This window comes from Olsenella sp. KH1P3 (assembly GCF_900167315.1).
Lineage (GTDB): Bacteria > Actinomycetota > Coriobacteriia > Coriobacteriales > Atopobiaceae > Olsenella_J > Olsenella_J umbonata_A.
This window is the reverse complement of sequence record NZ_FUWQ01000003.1, coordinates 23,713-44,738: the sequence shown is the minus strand read 5'-3', so window position 1 is coordinate 44,738 and position 21,026 is coordinate 23,713. Positions and strand designations below refer to the sequence as shown.

At 63.7% G+C, this 21,026-nt stretch carries 24 protein-coding genes; 15 read left to right on the top strand and 9 right to left on the bottom strand.

Annotation, left to right across the window (positions count from 1 at the left end):
• Positions 1-9 precede the first annotated feature (9 nt).
• Together B5D13_RS04880 and B5D13_RS04875 are read left to right on the top strand one after the other, a co-directional pair.
• Positions 10-747, top strand: coding sequence for a LytR/AlgR family response regulator transcription factor (locus B5D13_RS04880; protein ID WP_200802614.1), 738 nt, complete (start codon positions 10-12; stop codon positions 745-747).
• 8 nt (positions 748-755) lie between these two features.
• A complete protein-coding gene (locus tag B5D13_RS04875) occupies positions 756-1,208 on the top strand; it encodes a metallophosphoesterase family protein (RefSeq protein ID WP_078687221.1) in 453 nt (150 codons plus the stop codon).
• A gap of 110 nt (positions 1,209-1,318) precedes the next feature.
• On the opposite strand, the gene B5D13_RS04870 is transcribed toward B5D13_RS04875, so the two are convergent.
• Entirely contained in the window at positions 1,319-2,017 is a 699-nt protein-coding gene (locus B5D13_RS04870; RefSeq protein WP_078687220.1) for a phosphatase PAP2 family protein, read from the bottom strand.
• Positions 2,008-2,325, bottom strand: a complete 318-nt coding sequence (trxA, locus tag B5D13_RS04865; RefSeq protein ID WP_078687219.1) for a thioredoxin — start codon at positions 2,323-2,325, stop codon at positions 2,008-2,010. Before trxA ends, B5D13_RS04870 begins: the two co-directional genes overlap by 10 nt.
• Positions 2,326-2,469: 144 nt before the next feature.
• On the opposite strand from trxA, the gene B5D13_RS04860 reads away from it, so the two are divergent.
• Positions 2,470-3,021 carry a hypothetical protein gene (locus B5D13_RS04860; RefSeq protein ID WP_078687218.1) on the top strand — a complete coding sequence of 184 codons (552 nt, stop codon included), beginning with the start codon at positions 2,470-2,472 and terminating at the stop codon, positions 3,019-3,021.
• A gap of 202 nt (positions 3,022-3,223) precedes the next feature.
• Positions 3,224-4,918, top strand: coding sequence for a glucose-6-phosphate isomerase (pgi, locus tag B5D13_RS04855; protein ID WP_078687217.1), 1,695 nt, complete (start codon positions 3,224-3,226; stop codon positions 4,916-4,918).
• A gap of 117 nt (positions 4,919-5,035) precedes the next feature.
• On the opposite strand, the gene B5D13_RS04850 is transcribed toward pgi, so the two are convergent.
• Positions 5,036-5,677, bottom strand: a complete 642-nt coding sequence (locus tag B5D13_RS04850) for a DeoR/GlpR family DNA-binding transcription regulator (RefSeq protein WP_234970703.1) — start codon at positions 5,675-5,677, stop codon at positions 5,036-5,038.
• A 51-nt stretch (positions 5,678-5,728) separates the two neighbouring features.
• Between B5D13_RS04850 and B5D13_RS04845 the strand changes: the two genes are divergently transcribed.
• From B5D13_RS04845 to B5D13_RS08785, 5 genes are all read left to right on the top strand, one after another.
• Positions 5,729-6,169, top strand: a complete 441-nt coding sequence (locus B5D13_RS04845) for a beta/alpha barrel domain-containing protein (RefSeq protein WP_090991493.1) — start codon at positions 5,729-5,731, stop codon at positions 6,167-6,169.
• A 110-nt stretch (positions 6,170-6,279) separates the two neighbouring features.
• The gene (locus tag B5D13_RS04840; RefSeq protein ID WP_078687214.1) at positions 6,280-6,960 is read left to right on the top strand and encodes a transaldolase family protein; all 681 of its coding nucleotides are present in this window, start codon (positions 6,280-6,282) and stop codon (positions 6,958-6,960) included.
• A gap of 57 nt (positions 6,961-7,017) precedes the next feature.
• The gene (locus B5D13_RS04835) at positions 7,018-7,848 is read left to right on the top strand and encodes a transketolase (RefSeq protein ID WP_078687213.1); all 831 of its coding nucleotides are present in this window, start codon (positions 7,018-7,020) and stop codon (positions 7,846-7,848) included.
• Entirely contained in the window at positions 7,848-8,789 is a 942-nt protein-coding gene (locus tag B5D13_RS04830; protein ID WP_078687212.1) for a transketolase family protein, read from the top strand. Before B5D13_RS04835 ends, B5D13_RS04830 begins: the two co-directional genes overlap by 1 nt.
• A 217-nt stretch (positions 8,790-9,006) precedes the next feature.
• Positions 9,007-9,153, top strand: a complete 147-nt coding sequence (locus B5D13_RS08785; protein ID WP_180363897.1) for a hypothetical protein — start codon at positions 9,007-9,009, stop codon at positions 9,151-9,153.
• A 19-nt stretch (positions 9,154-9,172) separates the two neighbouring features.
• On the opposite strand, the gene amrS is transcribed toward B5D13_RS08785, so the two are convergent.
• The 3 genes from amrS to B5D13_RS04815 all read right to left on the bottom strand — a co-directional run bounded on the left by amrS (position 9,173) and on the right by B5D13_RS04815 (position 12,398).
• On the bottom strand, positions 9,173-10,030 hold the full coding sequence (amrS, locus tag B5D13_RS04825; RefSeq protein WP_078687211.1) for an AmmeMemoRadiSam system radical SAM enzyme: 858 nt from the start codon (positions 10,028-10,030) through the stop codon (positions 9,173-9,175).
• Positions 10,027-11,463: an AmmeMemoRadiSam system protein A gene (amrA, locus tag B5D13_RS04820; protein WP_078687210.1), complete on the bottom strand. Its 1,437-nt coding sequence runs from the start codon at positions 11,461-11,463 to the stop codon at positions 10,027-10,029. Before amrA ends, amrS begins: the two co-directional genes overlap by 4 nt.
• 110 nt (positions 11,464-11,573) lie before the next feature.
• Entirely contained in the window at positions 11,574-12,398 is an 825-nt protein-coding gene (locus B5D13_RS04815; RefSeq protein WP_078687209.1) for an MBL fold metallo-hydrolase, read from the bottom strand.
• A gap of 145 nt (positions 12,399-12,543) precedes the next feature.
• Here B5D13_RS04815 and tilS point away from each other — a divergent pair, with 145 nt between their 5' ends.
• The 6 genes from tilS to B5D13_RS04785 all read left to right on the top strand — a co-directional run bounded on the left by tilS (position 12,544) and on the right by B5D13_RS04785 (position 19,246).
• Positions 12,544-14,070: a tRNA lysidine(34) synthetase TilS gene (gene tilS, locus B5D13_RS04810; RefSeq protein ID WP_078687208.1), complete on the top strand. Its 1,527-nt coding sequence runs from the start codon at positions 12,544-12,546 to the stop codon at positions 14,068-14,070.
• A gap of 45 nt (positions 14,071-14,115) precedes the next feature.
• Positions 14,116-14,664: a hypoxanthine phosphoribosyltransferase gene (gene hpt / locus B5D13_RS04805; RefSeq protein ID WP_078687207.1), complete on the top strand. Its 549-nt coding sequence runs from the start codon at positions 14,116-14,118 to the stop codon at positions 14,662-14,664.
• Between the two features lie 89 nt (positions 14,665-14,753).
• A complete protein-coding gene (gene ftsH / locus B5D13_RS04800) occupies positions 14,754-16,700 on the top strand; it encodes an ATP-dependent zinc metalloprotease FtsH (RefSeq protein WP_304528586.1) in 1,947 nt (648 codons plus the stop codon).
• A gap of 105 nt (positions 16,701-16,805) precedes the next feature.
• Positions 16,806-17,987, top strand: coding sequence for a pyridoxal phosphate-dependent aminotransferase (locus B5D13_RS04795; protein ID WP_078687206.1), 1,182 nt, complete (start codon positions 16,806-16,808; stop codon positions 17,985-17,987).
• A gap of 37 nt (positions 17,988-18,024) precedes the next feature.
• Positions 18,025-18,429, top strand: a complete 405-nt coding sequence (locus tag B5D13_RS04790) for a hypothetical protein (protein WP_078687205.1) — start codon at positions 18,025-18,027, stop codon at positions 18,427-18,429.
• Between the two features lie 4 nt (positions 18,430-18,433).
• Positions 18,434-19,246, top strand: a complete 813-nt coding sequence (locus B5D13_RS04785; RefSeq protein ID WP_078687394.1) for a PHP domain-containing protein — start codon at positions 18,434-18,436, stop codon at positions 19,244-19,246.
• A 3-nt stretch (positions 19,247-19,249) separates the two neighbouring features.
• On the opposite strand, the gene B5D13_RS04780 is transcribed toward B5D13_RS04785, so the two are convergent.
• The 3 genes from B5D13_RS04780 to B5D13_RS04775 are packed head-to-tail and all read right to left on the bottom strand — an operon-like array spanning position 19,250 to position 21,022.
• A complete protein-coding gene (locus B5D13_RS04780) occupies positions 19,250-20,038 on the bottom strand; it encodes an exodeoxyribonuclease III (protein ID WP_078687204.1) in 789 nt (262 codons plus the stop codon).
• An 8-nt stretch (positions 20,039-20,046) separates the two neighbouring features.
• Positions 20,047-20,316, bottom strand: a complete 270-nt coding sequence (locus tag B5D13_RS08780; protein WP_369821284.1) for a DUF6363 domain-containing protein — start codon at positions 20,314-20,316, stop codon at positions 20,047-20,049.
• Positions 20,237-21,022: a patatin-like phospholipase family protein gene (locus B5D13_RS04775; protein ID WP_234970700.1), complete on the bottom strand. Its 786-nt coding sequence runs from the start codon at positions 21,020-21,022 to the stop codon at positions 20,237-20,239. The genes B5D13_RS08780 and B5D13_RS04775 overlap by 80 nt, the downstream gene beginning before the upstream one ends.
• Positions 21,023-21,026 lie beyond the last annotated feature (4 nt).

Below are 21,026 nucleotides of genomic sequence, written 5' to 3'. Positions count from 1 at the left end.
GTGATTCACGTGCTTAATGCTCTCATTGTCGACGACGAAGCCCCCGCCCGCTCTGAGCTTAGGTTCCTCCTGGAGGAAACCGGGCGCATTGGCAACATCGAAGAGGCTTCCAACGCCCGCGAGGCCGTCGAGGCTCTGGTCAGGAGTCGTGAGGGAACCGACGCCCGCACCGATGTGCTGTTCCTGGACATCTCGATGCCCAAGACCTCTGGCATGCAGCTTGCCGAGGCGCTCCACAAGCTCAAGAACCCGCCTGCGGTCGTCTTCGTCACCGCGTACAGCGAGTATGCGGTCGAGGCCTTCAGCGTCGACGCCGTCGACTACCTCATGAAGCCCGTTGAGACCGACCGTCTGAACCACGCCCTCGACAAGGTCGAGACGCGCGTCAAGCCCTCCGGTGGCAATCATGGTGCGGTCGAGCGCATCCCGGTCGAAAAGGGCGGCCGCAAGGTCCTCGTCCCCATCGACCAGATTCGCTACATCGAGGCCAAGGACGACTACTCCTGCATCTACACCGACTCCGATCGTTACCTCTCGACCATCTCACTCGCCAAGCTCGAGCAGAAGCTGGTTCCCCACGGCTTCTTCCGCGTGCATCGTGGCTACATCGTCAACCTCGAGCACGTCGAGGACGTTGAGGTCATCTCCAGCGGAATCCTCCAGCTCGGCCTCAAGGGCATCGAGGACAAGAAGATTCCCGTGTCGCGTCGTCGCGTCGTCGCCCTCAAACGCGCTCTCGGCCTCTAGCGAGCGTCATGCGCTACGACATCGTTTCCGACACGCACGGGCACATCTCGGAGGAGCTTGAGTCGGCGCTCCAGGGTGCGGACGTCATCGTTCACGCGGGAGACATCTGCTCGGACATCGACCTTCTGCACCTCGAGACCATCGCCCCTGTCCATGCGTGCTACGGCAACAACGACTGGGGCTACGACTACGGTCCGTTCGTGATGCACAACATCACGCGTTTCTTCTCGGAGGGGCTTCGCTGGGAGATTTGCCACTATCGCGAGCGGCTTGACCTCGAGACTTGCGAGGTTGCCGTCTGCGGGCACACCCATCGTCCCTTTGTCGAGAAGGACCCGCGTACCGGGGCGCTGGTCATGAATCCTGGCAGCCCGACCTATCCCCGTGCGGGGTATCCCTCGATGGGGAGAATCATCGTGGAGAAAGGCGCCATTCTGAGTGCCGAGATCATCCGTCTTTAGGGAGCTGTCAAGACACGCAAGAAAGTCGGCCCCTCGCGCCTTCGAACGCGAGGGGCCGATTGTCGTTTGGGGAGGCATGGTTCGGGCGGATGAGACAGCAACGCCCCCAGCTAGGTTTGCGCGCTCTCGCCGTGCTCGCCTAGGAAGAGGGGTGCCACCAGCTTCGTGTAGACGCACAGCCAGGCCAGCGACACGCAGAAGCCTGCGATGACGTCGGAGGCGTAGTGAACGCCTAAGTACACGCGGCTCAGACCGACCAACAGGACGACGGTTCCGAACCCCGCGACGCCGAGCCACTTGACGAAGCGGTCCTTCTCGTAGTGCCAGACCATCCAGGCGAGCAGCCCGTAGAAGCCCATTGACACCATCGAGTGGCCCGAGGGGAAGCTGTAGCCGGTCTCGGCGATCAGACGGAAGCCATCCGGGCGAGGGCGCTGCACGACCTCCTTCAGGATGAGGTTCAGGAGGGCGATGCCAACCAGGTTGACCGTCGCGCACATGCCCGGCTTGCGCCCCGGTGCGAAGACCTCGACGGCCAGAAGCATCACCAGCAGGACTACCGGCAGTGCGAGCTCAGAGATTGACTGCATGATCGGCGTGAGCCAGGGGCGGCGCAGGAACAGGACGAAGAACTTGTAGGCCGAGACGTCAAAGCTGAACATGCCGACCTGGTTGACCTCGCCCATCAGCCAGACAAACAGAACGAGCGCCACCGAAAAGACGATGGCGCGCGGGTTGTTGCTTACGAGATTTGCGAATCCCTGCGTGGCCTGGCGTATGCGCGCGATCAGGTTGTGCACTAGAGGCATGCCCTGATCTCTGCTTCCAGGTCGGCGCGGGGCATGTTGCCCACAAGCGTGCGGACGCACTCTCCACCCTTGAAGACCATGATGGTCGGGATGGAGACGATCTGGAAGCGCTGCGCCAGCTCGGCTTCGTCGTCTACGTTGCACTTGTAGAGGACTGCCTGGTCGGACATGCCGCCGACGACGGCCTCAATAACGGGGCCCAGCGCGCGGCAGGGACCGCACCAGGAAGCCCAGAAGTCAACGACGACGGCCCTGTCGCTGTTCGCGATGACGGAGTCGAACGACGCTGCGGAAATAGCCTCTGCCATGAATAAACTCCTAACGGTTTGTGCGGAAGTCTGATTCCGCGCTCTTTACTGTTGCCCTTATACCCACGCGTGTGGGATTGCAGCGTTAGAATTGGCGAGAAACACAACTGGCGGGGTCGCGCCCCACCTCCAAGGAGGGCATTCATGCAAGAAAGCGCCGCACGAAAGCAGGAGTACGTCGAGAAGGCCAGGGCGGAGCTTGCCACTCTGGCCGCTGAGGGGCTCAGGAGCTCTGGCAATGCGTTCTCGTCGGTGCTGTTTCTGAAGGGCGACCTGTCGGAAGACGAGAAGGGCGGCCAGCCCCTGCTCTCGGGCGAGGACGGCAAAGCCTTGCGCGCCTCGCTTGTGGCGCTGGGCTATGCGCCTGAGGACTGGGTCTGCGTCGCCGCAGCGGGAAATGACGGCGAGCCGATTGACCCGGCACTTCTCCGCAAGGCCATAATGACCCTCGATCCCGCCACGGTCATCGCCTGCGACGACGCGGCGACGGCAGACCTGCGCGAGGCCTTCTCGGACGAGCTCAGTGACCTCGAGAGCTTTGAGCAGGCCATGATGCTTCCGGGCGAGCTAGCGACCATCATGGGAATGCGCATGATGAACCTGGGCGGCTTTGCCGCTGCCCTGGCCGACAAGGAGCAGAAGCAGCTCATGTGGTCGCGTCTCAAGAGGCTGCCCCCTCTGGGCGCGCCTTACTAGTTCGGTTGATTCTGCTGGACAAACGACTTCGAATCAGCGTCCACCTGGCTTCTGATGGCAAGAAAAAATGGCAAACGGCTTGATGTTCTCGGTATCCGCGCTCCTGCGCCGCTAAAATAAACACGCATGGCTATGCGTCCACGTGGCGCGCGACATCATCGAGCCCGCCGCATGGTGCGGCGGCTTAAGCAGAGGAGCTAGCATGGCAGACGTTCCTGCACCTATCGATGTTACCCAGACTTCCGAGTGGCATGCCCTCCAGCAGCACTTCGAGAAGATTCAGTCTTCGGGCGCCAACCTCAAGTCGTGGTTTGCCAACGACCCGCAGCGCGTGAAGAAGCTCTCCTACGATCTCTCCGACCTTCACTTCGACCTCTCGAAGAACCTCGTGAGCGACGAGACGATCAAGCTTCTCGTCGCCCTGGGCAAGGCCGTCGACCTTGAGGGCCGTCGTGACGCGATGTTCTCGGGCGTCCACATCAACACTACCGAGGACCGCGCCGTTCTGCACACCGCCCTTCGCCGTCCGGCGAGCGAGGCCGGCAGCCTGATTGTCGACGGGCAGGACGCCGTCGCTGACGTGCACGAGGTGCTCGACCGCATGTACGCCTTCGCCAACAAGGTTCGCTCCGGCGAGTGGAAGGGCGTCACGGGCAAGAAGATCGAGAACGTCGTCTCCATCGGCATTGGTGGCTCCGACCTCGGTCCGGTCATGGTGTACGAGGCGCTCAAGCCCTACGCTGACGCCGGAATCAACGTCCGCTACGTCTCTAACATCGACCCCAACGACATGGCCGAGAAGGTCAAGGGACTCGACCCCGAGACCACGCTGGTGATCATCGTCTCCAAGACCTTCACCACGCTCGAGACCATGACCAACGCGCGCGAGGCGAAGGCCTGGCTGCTTGAGGGCCTCAAGTCCCAGGGCGCCATCGACGGCGGCGACGCATCCGTCGAGAGGGCCATAAAGAGCCACTTCGTGGCCGTCTCCACCAACCTCGAGCTCGTCGAGCAGTTCGGCATCGACCCCCAGAACGCCTTCGGCTTCTGGAGCTGGGTTGGCGGCCGCTACTCCGTCGATGCCGCGGTCGGCCTGTCCCTCATTATCGCCTTTGGCCCCGAGGTCTTTAAGGACTTCCTCGCTGGCTTCCACGACCTGGACACCTACTTCTGCGAGACTCCGCTCGAGCAGAACGTCGTTGCCCTGATGGGCCTGCTCAACGTCTGGTATGTGAACTTCTACAAGGCCGAGAGCCATGCGGTCCTTCCGTATGACCAGTACCTGCACCGCTTCCCGGCGTACCTGCAGCAGCTCACCATGGAGTCCAACGGCAAGTCCACGCGCTGGGACGGCACGCCCGTGACCTGCGAGACCGGCGAGATCTTCTGGGGTGAGGCGGGCACTAACGGCCAGCATGCGTTCTACCAGCTGATTCACCAGGGCACCCGCATGATTCCCGCTGACTTTATCGCGTTCGCCAACACCCCCAACCCCACCAAGGACGGCGAGCAGGACGTTCACGAGCTCTTCCTGGGTAACTTCCTGGCTCAGACCAAGGCCCTTGCCTTCGGCAAGACGGCAGACGAGGTTCGTGCTGAGGGCACGGCGGAGTGGATGGTTCCCGCCCGCGTGTTCACGGGCAACCGTCCGACCACGTCCGTCTTCGGCGAGGCTCTGACCCCGCACGCCCTGGGCGAGCTCATCGCGCTCTACGAGCACATCACCTTCGTTGAGGGCACGGTCTGGGGCCTTGACTCCTACGACCAGTGGGGTGTCGAGCTCGGCAAGCAGCTTGCCAAGCAGATTACTCCCGCCCTTCACGATGACGAGGCCCTTGCTTCGCAGGACGAGTCTACTAAGGCGCTCATCGCGTACTACCGCGCTCACCGCAAGTAGCCAGAAGCGCATGTTGCGACCATAGAGTGGCGCAAAGCCGCCTGTTTCCCATGCTGGGGGGCAGGCGGCTTTTTCATCGACCTATGGCGCGTCGAGCGTGGGGCGTCGCGTGGACGTCTAGTTGTTTAGGAGAGATGCCGAGGGCATTGAGGGGTCGACGCGTAGGATTTTTTTGACGCCCGCTTCCGAAAGGCGGGTCACCTGATCGTCCGTGATGCCCGTGTCGGTAATCAAAAGGTCGACCTCGTCAGCTAATCCGAACTGAAAGCTTGAGGTGACCCCGATTTTTGAGGAGTCGGCAAGGACGACGTGGTATTTAGAGCGCTCGAGCATCATGGCGTTGACCGCGGGCTCCGGAGCGGTTGCTGACGTGAGGCCGTATTCTGCCGAGATGCCGGTGCAGCCAAGGAAGCACTTCGCTGCCGTAACCTTGGCAATGCTGTTGATAGCGGCGGCTCCGGTAAGGGAGCTGCGCGGCGGGTGGACTTCTCCGCCGGTAAGCAGCAGTGACACATTGGGACGGATTCCATCAAGCAGGACTGCCTTTCCCATGTTCGTCATGCATGTGACGTCTTCGGCTTCGATGTGGTCGAGGACCCCAATGGCTGTGGCGCTGGTGTTGATGAGAATCAGGTCGCCGTCCTCCACGTAGCCTGCGGCGAGGCGTGAGATTGCCGTTATCGCTCGGATTTGGCGCGACCCAGACGGTCTTCCCATGGGGTTCAGCAGCTTGGCGGTTCCGTACTCTCGCGTGAGCACTCTGCGCGCCTCGAGGTAATCTCTGGAATCAAGGAGAGGTTCGGCGATGACATGATTGTCGGCGCCGGTACCGTCATGGAGGCGGCTACCGCGCGCATGGCGGTCATGTCTGGGGCACAGTTTGTCGTCGCGAACATGATGAGCGACGAGGTCGCGACAATCTGCAATCTCTATCAGATTCCCTATGCACCGGGCTGCACAACGATGACTGAGGCGAACCATGCCCTCTCGATCGGGGCGTCTTTCGTCAAGTGCTTCCCCATCTCGAATACCTATGGCCCACAGCTCGTCGGGCTCTTTAAGACGCCGACTCCCTGGATGCCCCTCATGATTTCTGGCGGTATCAACCTGGATAACCTTGCCGACTGGGTGAGGTCGGGCGCCGAATGCTATGGCATGGGGAGCCCCCTCACGAAGGGAACTGCTGGCGAAATCGCGTCCAACGCAGCGCAGGTTCGCAAGATCATCGACGAGACTCGCGCGAGCATGTAGCTCGCTGTGGCCAAGCTCTCGAAGGGGCTTCTCGGCCGCATTGCACAACCGCCTATGTGCGGGCGATTCATTTTCGTCCCGCGACGATGCCTTCAAAAGAAAGGGAAAACATGAAGTTCTTTATCGACACTGCTGACATTGACGAGATCAAGGAGGCCATGAGCTGGGGGTGTCTGGCGGGAGTGACGACAAACCCCTCGCTGTATGCGCGAACTGGCGGCAAGCTTGCCGATTTCGAGGGTCACATGGTGAAGATTGCCGAGATCTGCAAGGGGCTGCCCGTCTCCGCTGAGTCCCAGTCCAAAACCGTCGAGGGAATGATTGAGGACGGTCGTCGCCTTTCTGCCCTTGCTCCAAACATCGTCGTCAAGCTCCCCATCTGCGCTGAGTCGCTTGCTGCCACGCACATACTTGCCTCTGAGGGCGTTCGCATCAACATGACGCTTATCTTCAGCGCTCCGCAGGCACTTCTCGCCGCGAATGCCGGCGCGCGCTACGTAAGCCCCTTTGTAGGCCGCTTCGATGACATCGGAGAGGATGGCATCTCCGAGCTCAATAATGTCGTTTCGGCAATCGGCAACTATGACTGGGGCGGAAAGAACGTCGACAACCAGGTCGAGATTATTACCGCTTCCGTCAGAACTCCGAATCATGTAACCCAGGCCGCCCTCATGGGGGCCGACATTGCCACCGTTCCGCTCTCCGCCCTCAAGAAGTGCCTCAAGCATCCCCTGACCGACCAGGGCATGGCGTCCTTTGATGCGGATTGGGCCAAGGTCGTCGCCCAGTAGTCGTCTGCCGCACGACTGAACGGCGCGACGTATCAACATCAATAAGGAAAGGGCATTATGACAGACCAAGAGCTGGCGCGCATTGCCAATGAGGTCCGTCGCGGCATCGTCACCGCGGTTCATGCCGCCAAATCCGGCCACCCAGGCGGGTCGCTGTCGATAGCCGACATTCTTACCTATCTGTACTTTGAGGACATGAGCGTCGATCCGACCGACCCTGGTTGCACGAACCGCGACCGTCTCGTTCTCTCCAAGGGACACGCCGCTCCAGCGCTCTATTCGGTCCTTGCGGCTCGGGGATTCTTCCACGCGGAAGAGCTTGAGACGCTCCGGCGCATCGGAAGCCGTCTCCAGGGGCATCCGAACATGAACGATACGCCGGGCGTCGACATGTCGACCGGCTCGCTCGGGCAGGGCGTCAGCGCAGCCGTCGGCATGGCTCTTGCCGCCAAGCATTGGCATGAGAGCTGGCGCACGTATGCCATTTTGGGCGACGGTGAACTTGAAGAAGGGCAGGTCTGGGAGGCCGCAATGCTTGCCGGCAACATGCAACTGGACAACCTGTGCATCGTTGTCGACCACAACGGGCTTCAGATCGACGGGACCATCGAGGAGGTCAACTCGGCCATGCCCGTTGCGGACAAGTTCCACGCATTCAGGTTCAACGTGATCGAGCTGACGGACGGCAACGACATGGCCAAGATCCGAGATGCCTTCCAGAAGGCTCGCACACACAAGGGGGAGCCGACCTGCATCGTGGCCGAGACGGTCAAGGGCAAGGGCGTCTCCTTCATGGAGAACCAGGTCGGATGGCACGGCAAGGCGCCAAACGACGAACAGTTCGCGCGGGCGATGGCCGAGCTCGTGGCCGCCGGGAAGGAGCTCTAATGGCTGAGGAGAAGAGAATCGCCACTCGCGTCAGCTACGGTGAGGAGCTTGTGGCGTTGGGCGCCGAGCGCGACGACTTTGTGGTCCTGGATGCCGACCTCGCGGCAGCAACCCAAACGAGCAGGTTCAAAGCTGCATATCCGGATCGCTTCTTCGACTGCGGAATTGCCGAGGGCAACATGGTTGGCGTCGCCGCAGGCATTGCGGCTGCGGGTAAGAAAGTATTCTGCTCGACCTTTGCGATGTTTGCCGCCGGGCGCGCGTTCGAGCAGGTCAGGAATTCCATCGGCTATCCCCATCTCAACGTTAACATCCGTGCGACCCATGCGGGGATTTCGGTTGGCGAGGACGGTGCTACCCATCAGTGCTGCGAGGACATCGCCCTCATGCGCTCCATCCCCGGCATGACCGTTATCGTTCCCTCTGACGACACGGAGGCTCGTGCGGCGGTTCGCGCGGCTCTCGACTGCGCTGGGCCCGTCTACATTCGCCTTGGCCGTCTAGCGGCCCCTGTCATCAACGACCCTGTGGCATACGACTTCAAGATGGGAAGGGGTGTCACTCTTCGCGAGGGGGGCGACGTGACCATCGTCGCAACGGGACTCATGGTCGCGGCAGCCATAGAGGCCGCCGAAGCGCTTTCTGCAAAGGGCGTGGCCGCCGAGGTAATCAATATCCACACCGTGAAGCCTCTCGACGAAGAGCTTGTGCGCGCCTCGGCCAAGAAGACGGGCCGAGTTGTGACATGCGAGGAGCACTCAATCATTGGTGGCCTCGGGGATGCCGTTTTGGCTGCTCTGGCCTCTGACCCGGTTCCCGTGCGCAAGGTCGGGATTAATGACGTCTTCGGTGAGTCTGGACCCGCTCTTGAGCTGCTGAAAAAGTATGGTCTCGACGCCACTGGCATTGAGCGCGAGGTCTTGGACTTCTTGAAGGATTAGTATGACGCCCGCCTTGAGCGTTTGGTGGTCGCCGAGCGTCCCGCTGCGAAAAGGCGCAGCGGGATGCCTTTCGTTTGTGTGGCTCGTCACCTGTCGAGCAACCCAAACGCGTCTGTCGAAAGAATTGCGACTGCGCGGTGGGGGACAACCTGGCCAACAAGAACATCCTCGAGACGGCTGATGCCTGGTCGAGCACCGTCAGGCTACCGAAGACGGCATGGTGGACTGCGTCTATCCGTTGCGCGACCACACGAGCGACATGGCGACAGCGAACGAGCTCCTGGCCGACAGCCAGGATCCCTACGGCTTCCTTTGCGGCAAGACGCGCGAGGTCATAGGGGACGAGTTCCCGATCGACATGTGACGGCGGCCGGGGGACGGGCCTAGCAGTTGCCGACCACGACGCTGGCAAGCTCTTCTCGCGCGACGTCTGCCAGGCGATAGACGTCTTCCACGGGCGTCGCCGGGCGGTCGCGGAGCCGCCAGCGGGGGAAGAACCTCGTGACGTGCAGCACGATGTTGGGGTCGACGGAGGCGAGCCACCGGGCGATCTGGCGCATCTCGTCTGCGGAGTCGTTTATGCCCGTCACGACGAGGGTCGTGATCTCCAGGTGGCACGAGGGCTCGGCGGCCAGGATCTCTATCGTCCTTCGCGTTGCGTCGAGGTCGCCGGCGCAGCTCTGGTAGAACGCGGGCGAGAAGGACTTCAGATCGATGTTTGCGGCGTCCGTCAGGGGCGCGAGCGCGCGGACGACCGACTCGCTCGCGCATCCGTTCGAGACGAGCACGCAGGCGAGGTCGGAGTCGCGTGCGAGCTTGGCGCAGTCCCGCACGTATTCCCAGCCAATAAGCGGCTCGTTGTAGGTGAAGGCGAGGCCGACCATGCGCGGGTCTCGCCTGCGTTCGCGCGCGGCCAGGTCGACGAGCTCATGGGGCGAGACGTAGCGCCAGGCGACGTCGCCTGATTCCGCCTGGGATATCTGCCAGTTCTGGCAAAAGGGGCAGCGCAGGTTGCAGCCATAGCTGCCGACCGAGAGCACGGTGCCCCCGGACCTCCAGCGTGCGATGGGCTTCTTTTCGATTGGGTCGAGCGCAAGCGAGGTCGCGCGTCCGTAATTCTGGGCGACGATGTGCCCGTCCACGTTCCGCCGCGCACGGCAGAATCCCATGGCGCCTTCTTTCAGGCTACAGTGCCTGGGGCAGACGTCGCAGAACGCGCTCTTGCCTTCGCCTGCGCTCACCGGTGTCTCACGACCTCAAAGCGCTCCAGCCGCCAGTCGTCGTCCGTCAGGCTGATGCCTCCCTTGCGGGCGGCGATGGAGATCTGGCTCTGCGTGCCGTCGACGCCGTCGAGGTCGGGAAGGAGCAGGCCGTGCCTGCCGTCGGACGTGCTGACGATGACGCCGTAGCGACGGGGGTCGAGTTGGCTGGCGTCCGAGATGGACTCGGGCTTGCCCATGACGTCCACGTCGTAGACCAGCTGCGCCAGCTCGTCCTTGCGCACGGGGCTGAAGCGCGGGTCATGGCAGGCGGCCGAAAGGGCGTTGGCGACGATCTCCTCGGCCAGATTGCGCCGGACGGGAAGGATGGTGCCGATGCAGCCCCTCAGCTCGCCGTTTAGCGTGAGCGAGACAAAGCAGCCGGAGGGGGAGGAGAGCTCTTCGACCTCGGGTGCCAGCGGGTTGTCCAGCAACCCCTCGGCGTCGGGGCGGACTCCCTCGCGGACGAAGGTCTCCACCGCACGCCGCGCGAGCCTGACCAGGGAGTCCTCGTGCGAGCGCAGCTCCCGCATCTTCCGGTCCCGGGCCTCCTCGTACTGGGGCAGGAACGCGCGGGAGAAGGACGCGCGCTCTTCTCCGCAGGGCGTGAACGCGGCGACGCCGTATCCCACTCCAAAGGGACCCTCGTAGGAGAGGAGCTCGGCCTTGACCTCCGTCTGGTCCAGCGCGCCGGCCATGATCTGGAAGCTGCGCAGCCCGCACTCTGCGGCCCGCTTGGCCAGGCTATGGTCGGTGGTAAGAAGGTCGAGGAACGATCCGGACCTGAAGGCTTGGCAGACGTGGTCGTCGAAGCGCGGTGCCTCGGGAGCGAAGCCGTAGGGACCTTCTTCCAAAAGCTTGTGCGACAGGTCTCCCGAGGCGACGTACACCACCCGGCGCCCCAGGACGTCGGCGCAGCGCTGCACGAGCATTCCCATGCGATAGTGGTCTGCGGGAGACAGCCCGGATATCCCCATGCGCACCAGCTTGAAGTCGACCGCGTGGCCTGCCCGCGTGTAGGCCTCGCGGACGAAGTGGAGGGGGATGAGGGTGCCATGGTCGAGCTCGGGCGAGCGCTCGCCCTGGCTTCCGGCGCTCAGGGCGTCGGCCTGGGCGGCCGCGTCCAGGGCGCTTACGAAGGCGCTGTCGTAGTCCGCTTCGTATGCCGCGTCCGGAGCTCCGAACTGCAAGAAGTCGCCGCGCGCGCCGGTTCCGGGCGAAACGTGGACGTAGTCGCGGTAGCACGTGGCGTGGGGCGACGACAGGACTATCGTCTGCGGGGCGAGCCGCTCTATGCGCCGGGCGACCTCCTGGTACGCCTCGACGGTCGCGCGAATACCCTCCTCGCGCCCATGGCCGACCGCCGGAATGATGAGGGGCGGGTGCGGTACCGCAAACGCTGCGACGATGGACATGCTCTTCTCCCTTAGCCTCGCTCTGTGCTACAGGCAACATAGCGCGCTTGTGCGACGGGCGCGTCGGGAAATCGGGCAATCGGGAGCGTGTGGGGCCGCCGGGTCAGGGGCTACCAGATCGTCAGAGGCTCGGTCTGGGAGGCACAACAGAGGCTCAGGAGCCCGTCGGGAGTCCGTGCCTCGTTTGGACGCCCGGCGTCTACCGTCGCGCCCATGGCCGCGGCCAGCGTTCGCATGCAGACGCTGGGGCGGTTGTTCTTTTGCGAGAGGTGCAAGGCGACCACGGTTTCGGTGTCCTCCCCCACAAGAAGCGGCAGCGCGTCGGCGCACTGGTCGTTCGAGAGGTGTCCGCGCTCGCCACCCACGCGCTGTCGCAGGAAGTACGGGTAGGGGCCGTTTTTTAGCATCTCGCTGTCGTGGTTGCTCTCGATGCCCAGGATGCGGGCGTCGCGCAGCAGGCCGAGGGCCTCCGCCGTCAGGACGCCCGTATCAGTGCACCAGCCCACGGCGTCGGCCGGCTCACCGTCCGCGCCCGAAACCTCGAAGCGAATGCCAAAGGGGTCGGCGACGTCGTGCGAGGTGGGGAACAGGCGCAGCGTCATCCCGGCAAGCTCGAGGACGTCGTCGTGACCGACGAGTTCGAAGGGGGTGCCCGCAATGCTCTTTCGCGCGCTTGCGGTTCCGGCGGTCGAGAAGACCGGGCCGCCGTAGTTGTTGCAGAAGGCGGGCAGACCGCTCACGTGGTCCGAGTGCTCGTGCGTCACGATGACGGCGTCTACGGCTTCCACGTCCACCCCCAGCGCGCCGCCGCGCCTGAGCAGCTCGCGGCGAGAGATGCCGCAGTCGACGAGCACACTTCCCGCGGGCCCCTCGACGACGGCGGCGTTGCCTTTGGAGCCGCTGGCCAGTATGTGCAGGTGCAGTTGGGGTGTCATGGGCGTCGCTCTCGAATGTCGTCGTTGTCTGCCGGTATGGCAGAACTCTAGCGCACGGCGGAATGCGTGAGTGCGGGGGCGCGTGCCGTGGCATACTCTAGTCGAGAAAAAACATCGGTGCGGCCGCGGCCGCAAGGGAGGTACCGTGCCCAGCGTCAATCGAAGGTATGCGGCAACGGAGCTGCGCTTCAAGCGTCCGCCGGCGGCGCGGGGCGACGAGTCGCGCGCCCCGGTCGTGCTCATGGTCTCGGGCGGCGCGGACTCCACGGCGCTGGTCGTGCTTGCGGCCACGAGCCCCCTGGACATCGACGACGGTCGCGGGGCGCAGCGCATCATGCGCGAGCGCCTTCACATCCTGCACGTGAACCATCAGCTTAGGGGCATCGACGCGGAGGAAGACGAGGAGTTCGTTCGTCAGCTCGCGTCGCGCTTTGGCATGCCCTGCACCGTCCATAGAGCGGACGTCAGGGCCCTGGCGGAGGAGGCCGCCCGTCGCACGGGCTCAAGCGATGACGCCAACGTGGAGAACGTGGGTCGCGAGGTTCGCTACGAGGCCGCGCGAAAGCTGGCGAACGACCTTTGCGACCAGCTGGGGGCCCCGCGTTCCGCGGCACGTATCGTCACGGCCCACACGGCCGATGACCGCGCGGAGACGTTCTTCATGAACGCCATCCGAGGCACGGGGCCTGCGGGCCTCTCGTCCATCCCTCGCAGGCGCAACCGCATCGTCCGCCCCCTGCTCGACTACACGCACGAGGAGCTATGCGATCTGCTTCGCATGCGCGGCATCATCTGGCGCGAGGACGTGACTAACAAGGACACCCACTACCTGCGCGCCTACGTTCGCCACGAGGTCATGCCCGTGGTGCGCAAGCGAAATGCCCGCGTGGCCGGCAGCATTGCCACGACCTGCGACATCCTCTCTGATGAGGACGCCTACATGAACCAGGTCGCCTCGAAGACCTATCGCGAGCTGATTCGCAGGAGCTCCGACAGCATGGTCGCCCTCGACGCCCGCCGGCTTGCCGCTTGCGAGGTAGCCATCGCCCGTCGCGTCGTGCGCAAGGCGATCGTTGACATCTGCCCCGACGCGCGCCTCGAGGCGCGTCACATTGCGAGGGCGCTCGAGCTCGTTGCCGCGGATCACGGTTCCGCGAGCATTCCGTTGGGAGCCGACGTGCGTGTCGAGTATGGCCTGCTGTTCATTCGCGCTCATGGGTCCTCGCGTCGCGAGCTTGCCCTCTGGCTTGAGGTTCCGGGGCGTGTCGCCCTTCCCGACGGCCGCGCCCTCTCCGCACGCCTGGTCAGCCTGCCTGCGGGCGCCAGCGCGCCCGACGTGGCACGGGCCCACGCGTTGGAGTTCAAAGGAAGCTCCGTGCTGCTCGACGCGGAGGCCTGCGGGCTGTCGCGCTCCCAGGGCGGAAGGCTTTGGGTGGACGCTGCGGCCCCGGGCGACGTCATGTGCCCCCTGGGCATGCATGGCCAGTCGAAGAAGCTCTCGGACGTCCTCAATGAGGCTAAGGTTCCTGCGGCTGACCGTCCCGGCGTGCCCATTGTCCGACTGGACGCGACGGGCCCCGTTGCGTGGGTGGCAGGAATTCGCCCCGACGAGCGAGTTCGCTGCGCGTCAGATACCAAGCTGCTGCTAGAATTGGGCATTATCGACGGGTAACCCCGTTCGCTTGACACAGTACGTCTCAAAAGGAGAGCAACCAGAATGGCTGAGCTGCACAAGGATATAGAGAGGGTCGTTCTCACCGAGGACGAGATTAAGGAGATCATCGCCCGCCTGGGAGACCAGATCAACCACGACTACGCGGACAAGAACCCCCTGATCGTTGCGGTTCTCCGCGGCGCCTTCGTGTTCACCGCGGACCTCATGCGTGCCATCAAGGTTCCCTGCGCCGTGGACTTCATGGCCGTCTCGAGCTACGGCGACGGCGTCAAGAGCTCTGGCGTGGTCCGCATCGTGAAGGACCTCGACACCAAGATCGAAGGCCGCGACGTCCTGATCGCCGAGGACATTCTGGATTCCGGTCTGACCCTGAGCTACCTGGTCGACCTCTTCAAGGGCCGTAGGCCGCGCTCCATCAGGATCTGCGCCTTCGCTGTGAAGGACATTCCCAACCACACCGCGGCGGTCGTGCCCGACTACGTGGGCACCCACGTTCCCGACGAGTTCATCGTCGGCTACGGTCTCGACTACGCTGAGCGCTATCGCAACCTGCCCTACGTCGGCGTGCTTAAGTCCGAGGTTTACAGCTAATGGCCGACGCGTGCCCCCGATTAGGTCGGGGGCACGCTCATACTGGGCGATGAGAGTCCCGCGCACCAAACGCAGCAAGGAGCACCTTCGTGGCAGACCAAAACAACAACGAGGATTTCGATCCCAACGACATTCTGGGCTCCGGCCCCAACAAGAACAGGCAAGCCGTCATCGCGACGCTCATCGTGCTCGCGGCCATAGCCTTTGTCGCCTACAACTTTGCCAAGTCCTTCATGTCGGCTCCCGAGGTCGACGCGCTCAGCACGAGCGAGTACGTGACCGCCGTGAAGGAGGGCCGTGTGGACGAGGTCACCTACAAGACCTCTGACGGATCGCTCAAGGGTAGCTACTGGAAGGACACCGAGTCCAAGGGCGACGAGGACAAGGCCGTTGCGTTCACGAGTTCCTACGTAGGCTCGGACAGCCTGCAGGAGCTGATGGCGAAGCACAGCGACACCAAGTTCTCCATTGACACGTCGTCCGACGAGCTGTGGACCACCCTGGCCGTGTCCTTCGTGCCGACGATCATCATCGTGGCCGCCCTCGTCTACTTCATGAACCAGATGAACGGCGCCAACGGCAAGCAGATGAGCTTTGGCCGCGCAAGCCACGCGCGAACCTCGGAGGAGACGAGGCCCAAGGTCAAGTTCTCGGACGTGGCGGGCATCGACGAGGTGGTCGAGGAGCTCAAGGAGGTTCGTGACTTCCTGAAGGAGCCCGAGCGCTACAGCAAGATGGGTGCCAAGATACCCCATGGCGTGCTGCTGGTCGGCCCTCCGGGAACCGGCAAGACCCTGATCGCCAAGGCCGTTGCCGGCGAGGCGGGGGTTCCGTTCTTCTCGATCTCGGGCTCTGACTTCGTCGAGATGTTCGTAGGCGTCGGCGCCAGTCGCGTGCGTGACCTCTTCAAGCAGGCAAAGGAGTCCTCGCCCTCGATCATTTTCATCGACGAGATCGACGCGGTCGGCCGTCAGCGCGGCGCCGGCCTGGGCGGCGGTCACGACGAGCGCGAGCAGACGCTCAACCAGCTGCTGGTCGAGATGGACGGCTTCGAAGACACCTCCGCCGTCATCCTCATCGCGGCGACCAATCGCCCGGACATCCTCGACCCCGCACTGCTGAGGCCGGGGCGCTTCGACCGCCAGGTTACGGTCGACAGGCCTGACGTCAAGGGGCGCGAGAAGATTCTCGCAGTCCACTCGAAGAACAAGCCGCTGGAAGACGAGGTCAAGCTCGACAAGATCGCAAAGCTGACTCCGGGCTTCACCGGTGCGGACCTGGCCAACCTCATGAACGAGTCCGCGCTGCTCGCCGCGCGCAGGCGCGAGGACACGATCTCGATGGCCGACGTGGAGGAGGCAATGGAGCGCGTCATCGCCGGACCCGAGAAGAAGGGCCGCGTGATGACCGAGAGCGAGCGCACCACCATTGCCTACCACGAGAGCGGCCACGCGCTCGTGGGGCACGTTCTCGAGAACTCCGACCCGGTGCACAAGATTTCGATCATCAGCCGCGGACGCGCGCTTGGCTACACGCTCCAGCTTCCTGAGGAGGATCGCTTCCTCGAGACGCGTGATGGCATGCTCGACCAGATCGCCACGCTGCTGGGCGGCCGCACCGCAGAGGAGCTCTTCTGCGAAGACATCACGACCGGCGCCTCGAACGACCTCGACCGTGCGACCAAGATCGCCCGCGAAATGGTCACGCGCTACGGCATGAGCGAGGAGCTGGGCGCTCAGGTCTTTGGCGAGGCGAGCCACGAGGTCTTCCTCGGCCGCGACTACGCCAGCCACTCCGACCTCTCGGCGGAGACCTCCAAACGCATCGATGACGAGGTCGAGCGCATCATGCGCGAGGCCCACGACCGCGCCCGCAGGGTTCTCGACGAGCGTCGCACGCAGATGAAGACCATGGTCGATGTTCTGCTTGCGTGCGAGACCGTCGAGGGTAAGCTCGTCGACGCGCTTCTCGACGACAAATGGGACGAGTGGGTTGCCGCCCATCCCGAGGACGCGCCAACATTGCCAAATGAGTAACAGCACGGGCATCTGATTGCCATGCGCTTACAATGAAGCCAACCGACGGCGTGCGGCTTGTCGCGCGTCGTCTTCTTTTTTCGACGAGCAAGAGGGGAAGAGCGCATGTCAATTAACGAGAAGAGCTACGCATTCGGCGCCGCAAAGTCCTCGATCCGCGAGATCGCCGCCTATGGCGCGGCGCGCAAGGCCGAGATTGGCGCGGAGAATGTCTTCGACTTCTCGATTGGCAACCCCTCGGTGCCCGCGCCCGAGTCGGTTCGCGCCGCTATCGAGCGCTGCGCACAGCTGCCGCCGACGGAGCTTCACGGCTATACTCCCGCGGCGGGCCTTCCCCAGGCGCGCAAGGCGGTCGCCGACTCGCTCAACCGTAGGTTCTCCACTAGCTATGGCCTCGAGGACCTCTACCTGACCTGCGGTGCAGCTGCCTCCATCTCGATTACCCTCCATGCGCTGGTCAACCCGGGTGACGAGGTCATCGTCATCGCCCCCTACTTCCCGGAGTACCGTGTCTGGATCGAGACTGCTGGCGCCACCTGCGTCGAGGTCATGGCGGACCCCGAGACCTTCCAGATCGACACCGCGGCCGTCGCCGCGGCAATCACGCCGGCTACCAAGGCCATCATCGTCGACTCGCCCAACAATCCTGTTGGCTCCGTCTACTCTGCGCAGAACCTCGCCGACTTGGCGCAGGTTCTCACCACGCGCGGCGAGGAGATCGGCCACCCCATCTACCTCGTGTCCGACGAACCGTATCGCGAGATAACCTATGGCGTCGAGGTTCCCTGGGTGCCTGCTGCGTACGAGCGGACTATCGTCTGCTACTCCTACTCGAAGTCGCTTTCGCTCCCTGGCGAGCGCATTGGTTGGGTCCTGGTCCCCAACACCAACCCTGATCACGATGAGCTCATGTTTGCCGTTGCGGGTGCAGGCCGCAAGCTGGGATTCGTCTGCGCCCCTGCGCTGTTCCAGCGCGTCCTGGCAGAGTGCGTCGACGAGCCCACGGATATCGATGCCTATGCCCGCAATCGCGAGGCCCTCACGCGTGGCCTCTCCGAGCTCGGCTATGAGTACATCGAGCCGCAGGGCGCCTTCTACCTGTGGGTCAAGGCGCTCGAACCCGATGCCGAGGCCTTCTTCCGGAAGGCGAAGGCCTTCGAGATTCTTCCCGTTCCCTCCGACAGCTTCGGCTGTGGCGGTTGGGTGCGCCTTGGCTACTGCGTCAGCTACGATACAATCGTTAACTCCATGCCCGCATGGAAGAAGCTGATGGAGCAGTACCGGTAGCGTCGCCTGGGCGCCGCTGCGTTTTCGGGGGAGAGACATGACTGGTGACCTTAGGTGCAGGGACTGCATTTTCCTGAGCGAGAAGACCGGCCTCTTGCGCTCCCACGCCGTCTGCATCCAGGGCTCTCGCCGCGGACGCCAGCGCGTGAGCGAGGACAATCGCGCCTGCGGGCACTTCAAGCCCCAAATGGTGAAGCCGGGCCTCAGCTTAGTTCGAACGCTCGAGAAGGGCGTGCGCCACTCATATGACGTCCTGTCTTCTCAGACAGGGGAGGTCGAGGCCCCGAAGGCCGACGGCGGACAGCAGGTTGATGCCACCGACCTCGACCTTGCGGCACTCGAGGCGCGTGCCGCTGCGGCTGAGGCCCGCGCGCAGGCACTTGAGGCAAAGGCCGCCCTCGCCGAGGCCCGCGCCCGCGCGCGCCGTTACAACGAAAGGTAAGTTGATGCTCCGTATCGCCTGCGACGTGCATACGCACACGCTGTACTCTCGCCATGCCTATTCCACGATAGAGGAGAACGTTCGCGCGGCTCGGGAGGCCTCTCTCGAGCTCCTGGGGTCCACCGATCACTTCTCGCGCATGGTGTACGCCCCGCGAGGCACCGCGGGCGACGAGCGGTTCGACGTGCGCGACTATCAGTACTTCCTCAACTACCTTTGCTGGCCGCGCACGTGGCGTGAAGTGAGCCTGGTCCGCGGCTGCGAGGCCGACATCGTCGACCTTGACGGTCACCTGTTCGGCTGGGACGTCTCGGTTCCCGAGGCCATCAACGGCTACGTGTACGACAAGCCCCAGAACCTGAAGGAGCGCGTGTTCAGGGAGAGCGACTACGTCATCGCGAGCGTTCACGACGAGAGCATCTGCGACGGCGCGTCGGTCGAGCACGCGACGCAGATGTACCTCAATGCCTTGAAGGACCCCAAGGTGCTCATCCTGGGGCATGTCATTCGCTCGGGCGTGAACTTCGAGCTCGATCCCGTTCTCGACGCCGTCCGCGAGTCGGGCAAGCTGGTCGAGATCAACGAGTCGACGCTGGCTGACTACCCGGAGCTTGTGCCCGCGGTGAAGGACCTCGCGCGGCGCTGCGCCCAGAAGGGCGTCATGGTCTCCACGGGAAGCGACTCTCACATCTCCGCGACCATCGGCCGCTTCGAGCGGACGCGCGCCCTGCTGGAAGAGGTCGACTTCCCCCAGGAGCTTGTTGCCACCTCCAGCGCAGAGACCTTCCTCAAGGCCATGAGAAGGGCCATCGCCTAGAGCTTAGATGCGAATGCGCAGTTCGATGGGACAGTGGTCGGATCCGATTATCTCGTCGTGGATGGAAGCGTCGACGATGGAGCCCGCGATGCGGTCGCTCGTTAGAAAGTAGTCGATGCGCCAGCCCACGTTGCGCTCGCGAGCGCGCATGCGATAGCTCCACCAGCTGTAGGCGCCCTCAAGGGTGGGGTGGAGCGTCCTGAAGCTGTCGGTCAGGCCCGCACCCAGAAGCTTGCCGAAGCTCTCTCGCTCCTGGTCCGAGAAGCCCGGGCTCTCGTGATTCGTGGCAGGGTTCTTCAGGTCGATCTCCTCGTGGGCAACGTTGAAGTCCCCACAGGCGATGATCGGCTTGCTCTGGTCCAGCTCGCAGAGGAACTCTCGGAAGCGGCTGTCCCAGACCAGGCGCTCGTCCAAGCGGGCCAGCCCCTGCTTCGAGTTGGGCGTATAGACGTTGACGAGCCAGTAGCCGGGAAACTCCAGCGCGCAGACGCGGCCCTCGTCGTCTGCCACGTCGCAGCCGATCTGGCGGACGACGTGGGTGGGCTTCTCTCGCGAGAACACGGCAGTGCCCGAGTAGCCCTTGCGCTCTGCGTGGCTCCAGGTTTGGTGGTAGCCGGGCAGCTCAAGGTCGACCTGCCCTTCCTGGAGCTTGGTTTCCTGAATCGCGAACACGTCGGCGTCGAGCGTCGCAAAAATGCTCTTGAAGTCGGGGTCCTTCCGGAGGGTCGCCCTCAGCCCGTTGACGTTCCACGAGACGAGCTTTACTTCGCGCGCGCCCAAGGCATCAGCCATGATTCCTCCTAGGTGACGTTGCCGGTCGTTGCGGTCGAGCTGCCGTACAGGAACTCTCGCCAGCGTGGGAGCTCGCGCAGGGCCTGGGCGTGGCCCATCTTGTATGCCTGCTGCAGTTCCACGGTGTCGAGGTTGGTGCTCGAGACCGGCATGAAGTCCGGGCGGACCCACAGGAGGTCGCCGGCGCGCTCCATGCGCTCAAGGCGATCGAGCTCGGCGTTGTATCGCTCCCAACGGGTGAGAAGTGCGTTGCGAAGGTACGGATGGCTTTTGCCCAGACGGGCGATGACCTTGCGCTCGCGATCGGTGGGGGGGCTGCTTGCGGTATCCCGCGGGCCTCGTCGCGACGAAGAAGAACTTCTTGTAGCCGGCTTCCTCAGCCATGTGAAGCGGGATGCCGGCGCCCTTGCCCAGGCCGCCGTCGAGGAAGGTTCGCCCATCGATGGGCTCGGGCTTCATCATGATGGGAAGCGTCGAGCTCGCGCGAACGCAGCGGATGAGCGACCACACGTCGGGCATGTCGTCCTTGGTGAAGGTCACGGTCCGGCCCGTGTCCCGCTCGAACGCCTGGATGGCGATCTTTGCGGGGTTGTCCGAGAACGCTCGGAAGTTGAACGGCAGGTAGCCGTCTTCGATACAGCCCTCGTAGAGGTAGTCTGCGTTGAAGTAGCCCTTTCCGCGCAGGAAGAAGCCGAGGCCTCCGACCCCCTCGTTTCCGGGCGTTGCGAGGAAGGCCTGCTCGACGCGGCGCCGGTCGCGGCTCACGTAGTTGACGGTGTGACTGGCGCCTGCGGAGAGGCCGCACACGAAGTCGAAGTAGATGTGGTTCTCCAGCAAAGCGTTGGCAATGCCGGCCGTGTAGGCACCGCGGTAGCCGCCACCCTCAAACACCAGGGCACAGTCGTGAATCATGCCATCTGTGGAAACGTTGAATGCGGAGCCGTCGCGAGGCTCGCTGACGAGACCTTTGGCTTCGTCGCTCATGCGT

Excerpts from the sequence above, each read along its gene's own strand:
- B5D13_RS04875 (WP_078687221.1), top strand. The coding sequence starts at position 756 with ATGCGCTACGACATCGTTTCCGACACGCACGGGCACATCTCGGAGGAG.
- B5D13_RS04870 (WP_078687220.1), bottom strand. The coding sequence starts at position 2,017 with ATGCCTCTAGTGCACAACCTGATCGCGCGCATACGCCAGGCCACGCAG.
- trxA (WP_078687219.1), bottom strand. The coding sequence starts at position 2,325 with ATGGCAGAGGCTATTTCCGCAGCGTCGTTCGACTCCGTCATCGCGAAC.
- B5D13_RS04860 (WP_078687218.1), top strand. The coding sequence starts at position 2,470 with ATGCAAGAAAGCGCCGCACGAAAGCAGGAGTACGTCGAGAAGGCCAGG.
- pgi (WP_078687217.1), top strand. The coding sequence starts at position 3,224 with ATGGCAGACGTTCCTGCACCTATCGATGTTACCCAGACTTCCGAGTGG.
- B5D13_RS04845 (WP_090991493.1), top strand. The coding sequence starts at position 5,729 with ATGATTGTCGGCGCCGGTACCGTCATGGAGGCGGCTACCGCGCGCATG.
- B5D13_RS04840 (WP_078687214.1), top strand. The coding sequence starts at position 6,280 with ATGAAGTTCTTTATCGACACTGCTGACATTGACGAGATCAAGGAGGCC.
- B5D13_RS04835 (WP_078687213.1), top strand. The coding sequence starts at position 7,018 with ATGACAGACCAAGAGCTGGCGCGCATTGCCAATGAGGTCCGTCGCGGC.
- B5D13_RS04830 (WP_078687212.1), top strand. The coding sequence starts at position 7,848 with ATGGCTGAGGAGAAGAGAATCGCCACTCGCGTCAGCTACGGTGAGGAG.
- B5D13_RS08785 (WP_180363897.1), top strand. The coding sequence starts at position 9,007 with ATGGTGGACTGCGTCTATCCGTTGCGCGACCACACGAGCGACATGGCG.
- amrA (WP_078687210.1), bottom strand. The coding sequence starts at position 11,463 with ATGTCCATCGTCGCAGCGTTTGCGGTACCGCACCCGCCCCTCATCATT.
- B5D13_RS04815 (WP_078687209.1), bottom strand. The coding sequence starts at position 12,398 with ATGACACCCCAACTGCACCTGCACATACTGGCCAGCGGCTCCAAAGGC.
- hpt (WP_078687207.1), top strand. The coding sequence starts at position 14,116 with ATGGCTGAGCTGCACAAGGATATAGAGAGGGTCGTTCTCACCGAGGAC.
- B5D13_RS04795 (WP_078687206.1), top strand. The coding sequence starts at position 16,806 with ATGTCAATTAACGAGAAGAGCTACGCATTCGGCGCCGCAAAGTCCTCG.
- B5D13_RS04790 (WP_078687205.1), top strand. The coding sequence starts at position 18,025 with ATGACTGGTGACCTTAGGTGCAGGGACTGCATTTTCCTGAGCGAGAAG.
- B5D13_RS04785 (WP_078687394.1), top strand. The coding sequence starts at position 18,434 with ATGCTCCGTATCGCCTGCGACGTGCATACGCACACGCTGTACTCTCGC.
- B5D13_RS04780 (WP_078687204.1), bottom strand. The coding sequence starts at position 20,038 with ATGGCTGATGCCTTGGGCGCGCGCGAAGTAAAGCTCGTCTCGTGGAAC.
- B5D13_RS04775 (WP_234970700.1), bottom strand. The coding sequence starts at position 21,022 with ATGAGCGACGAAGCCAAAGGTCTCGTCAGCGAGCCTCGCGACGGCTCC.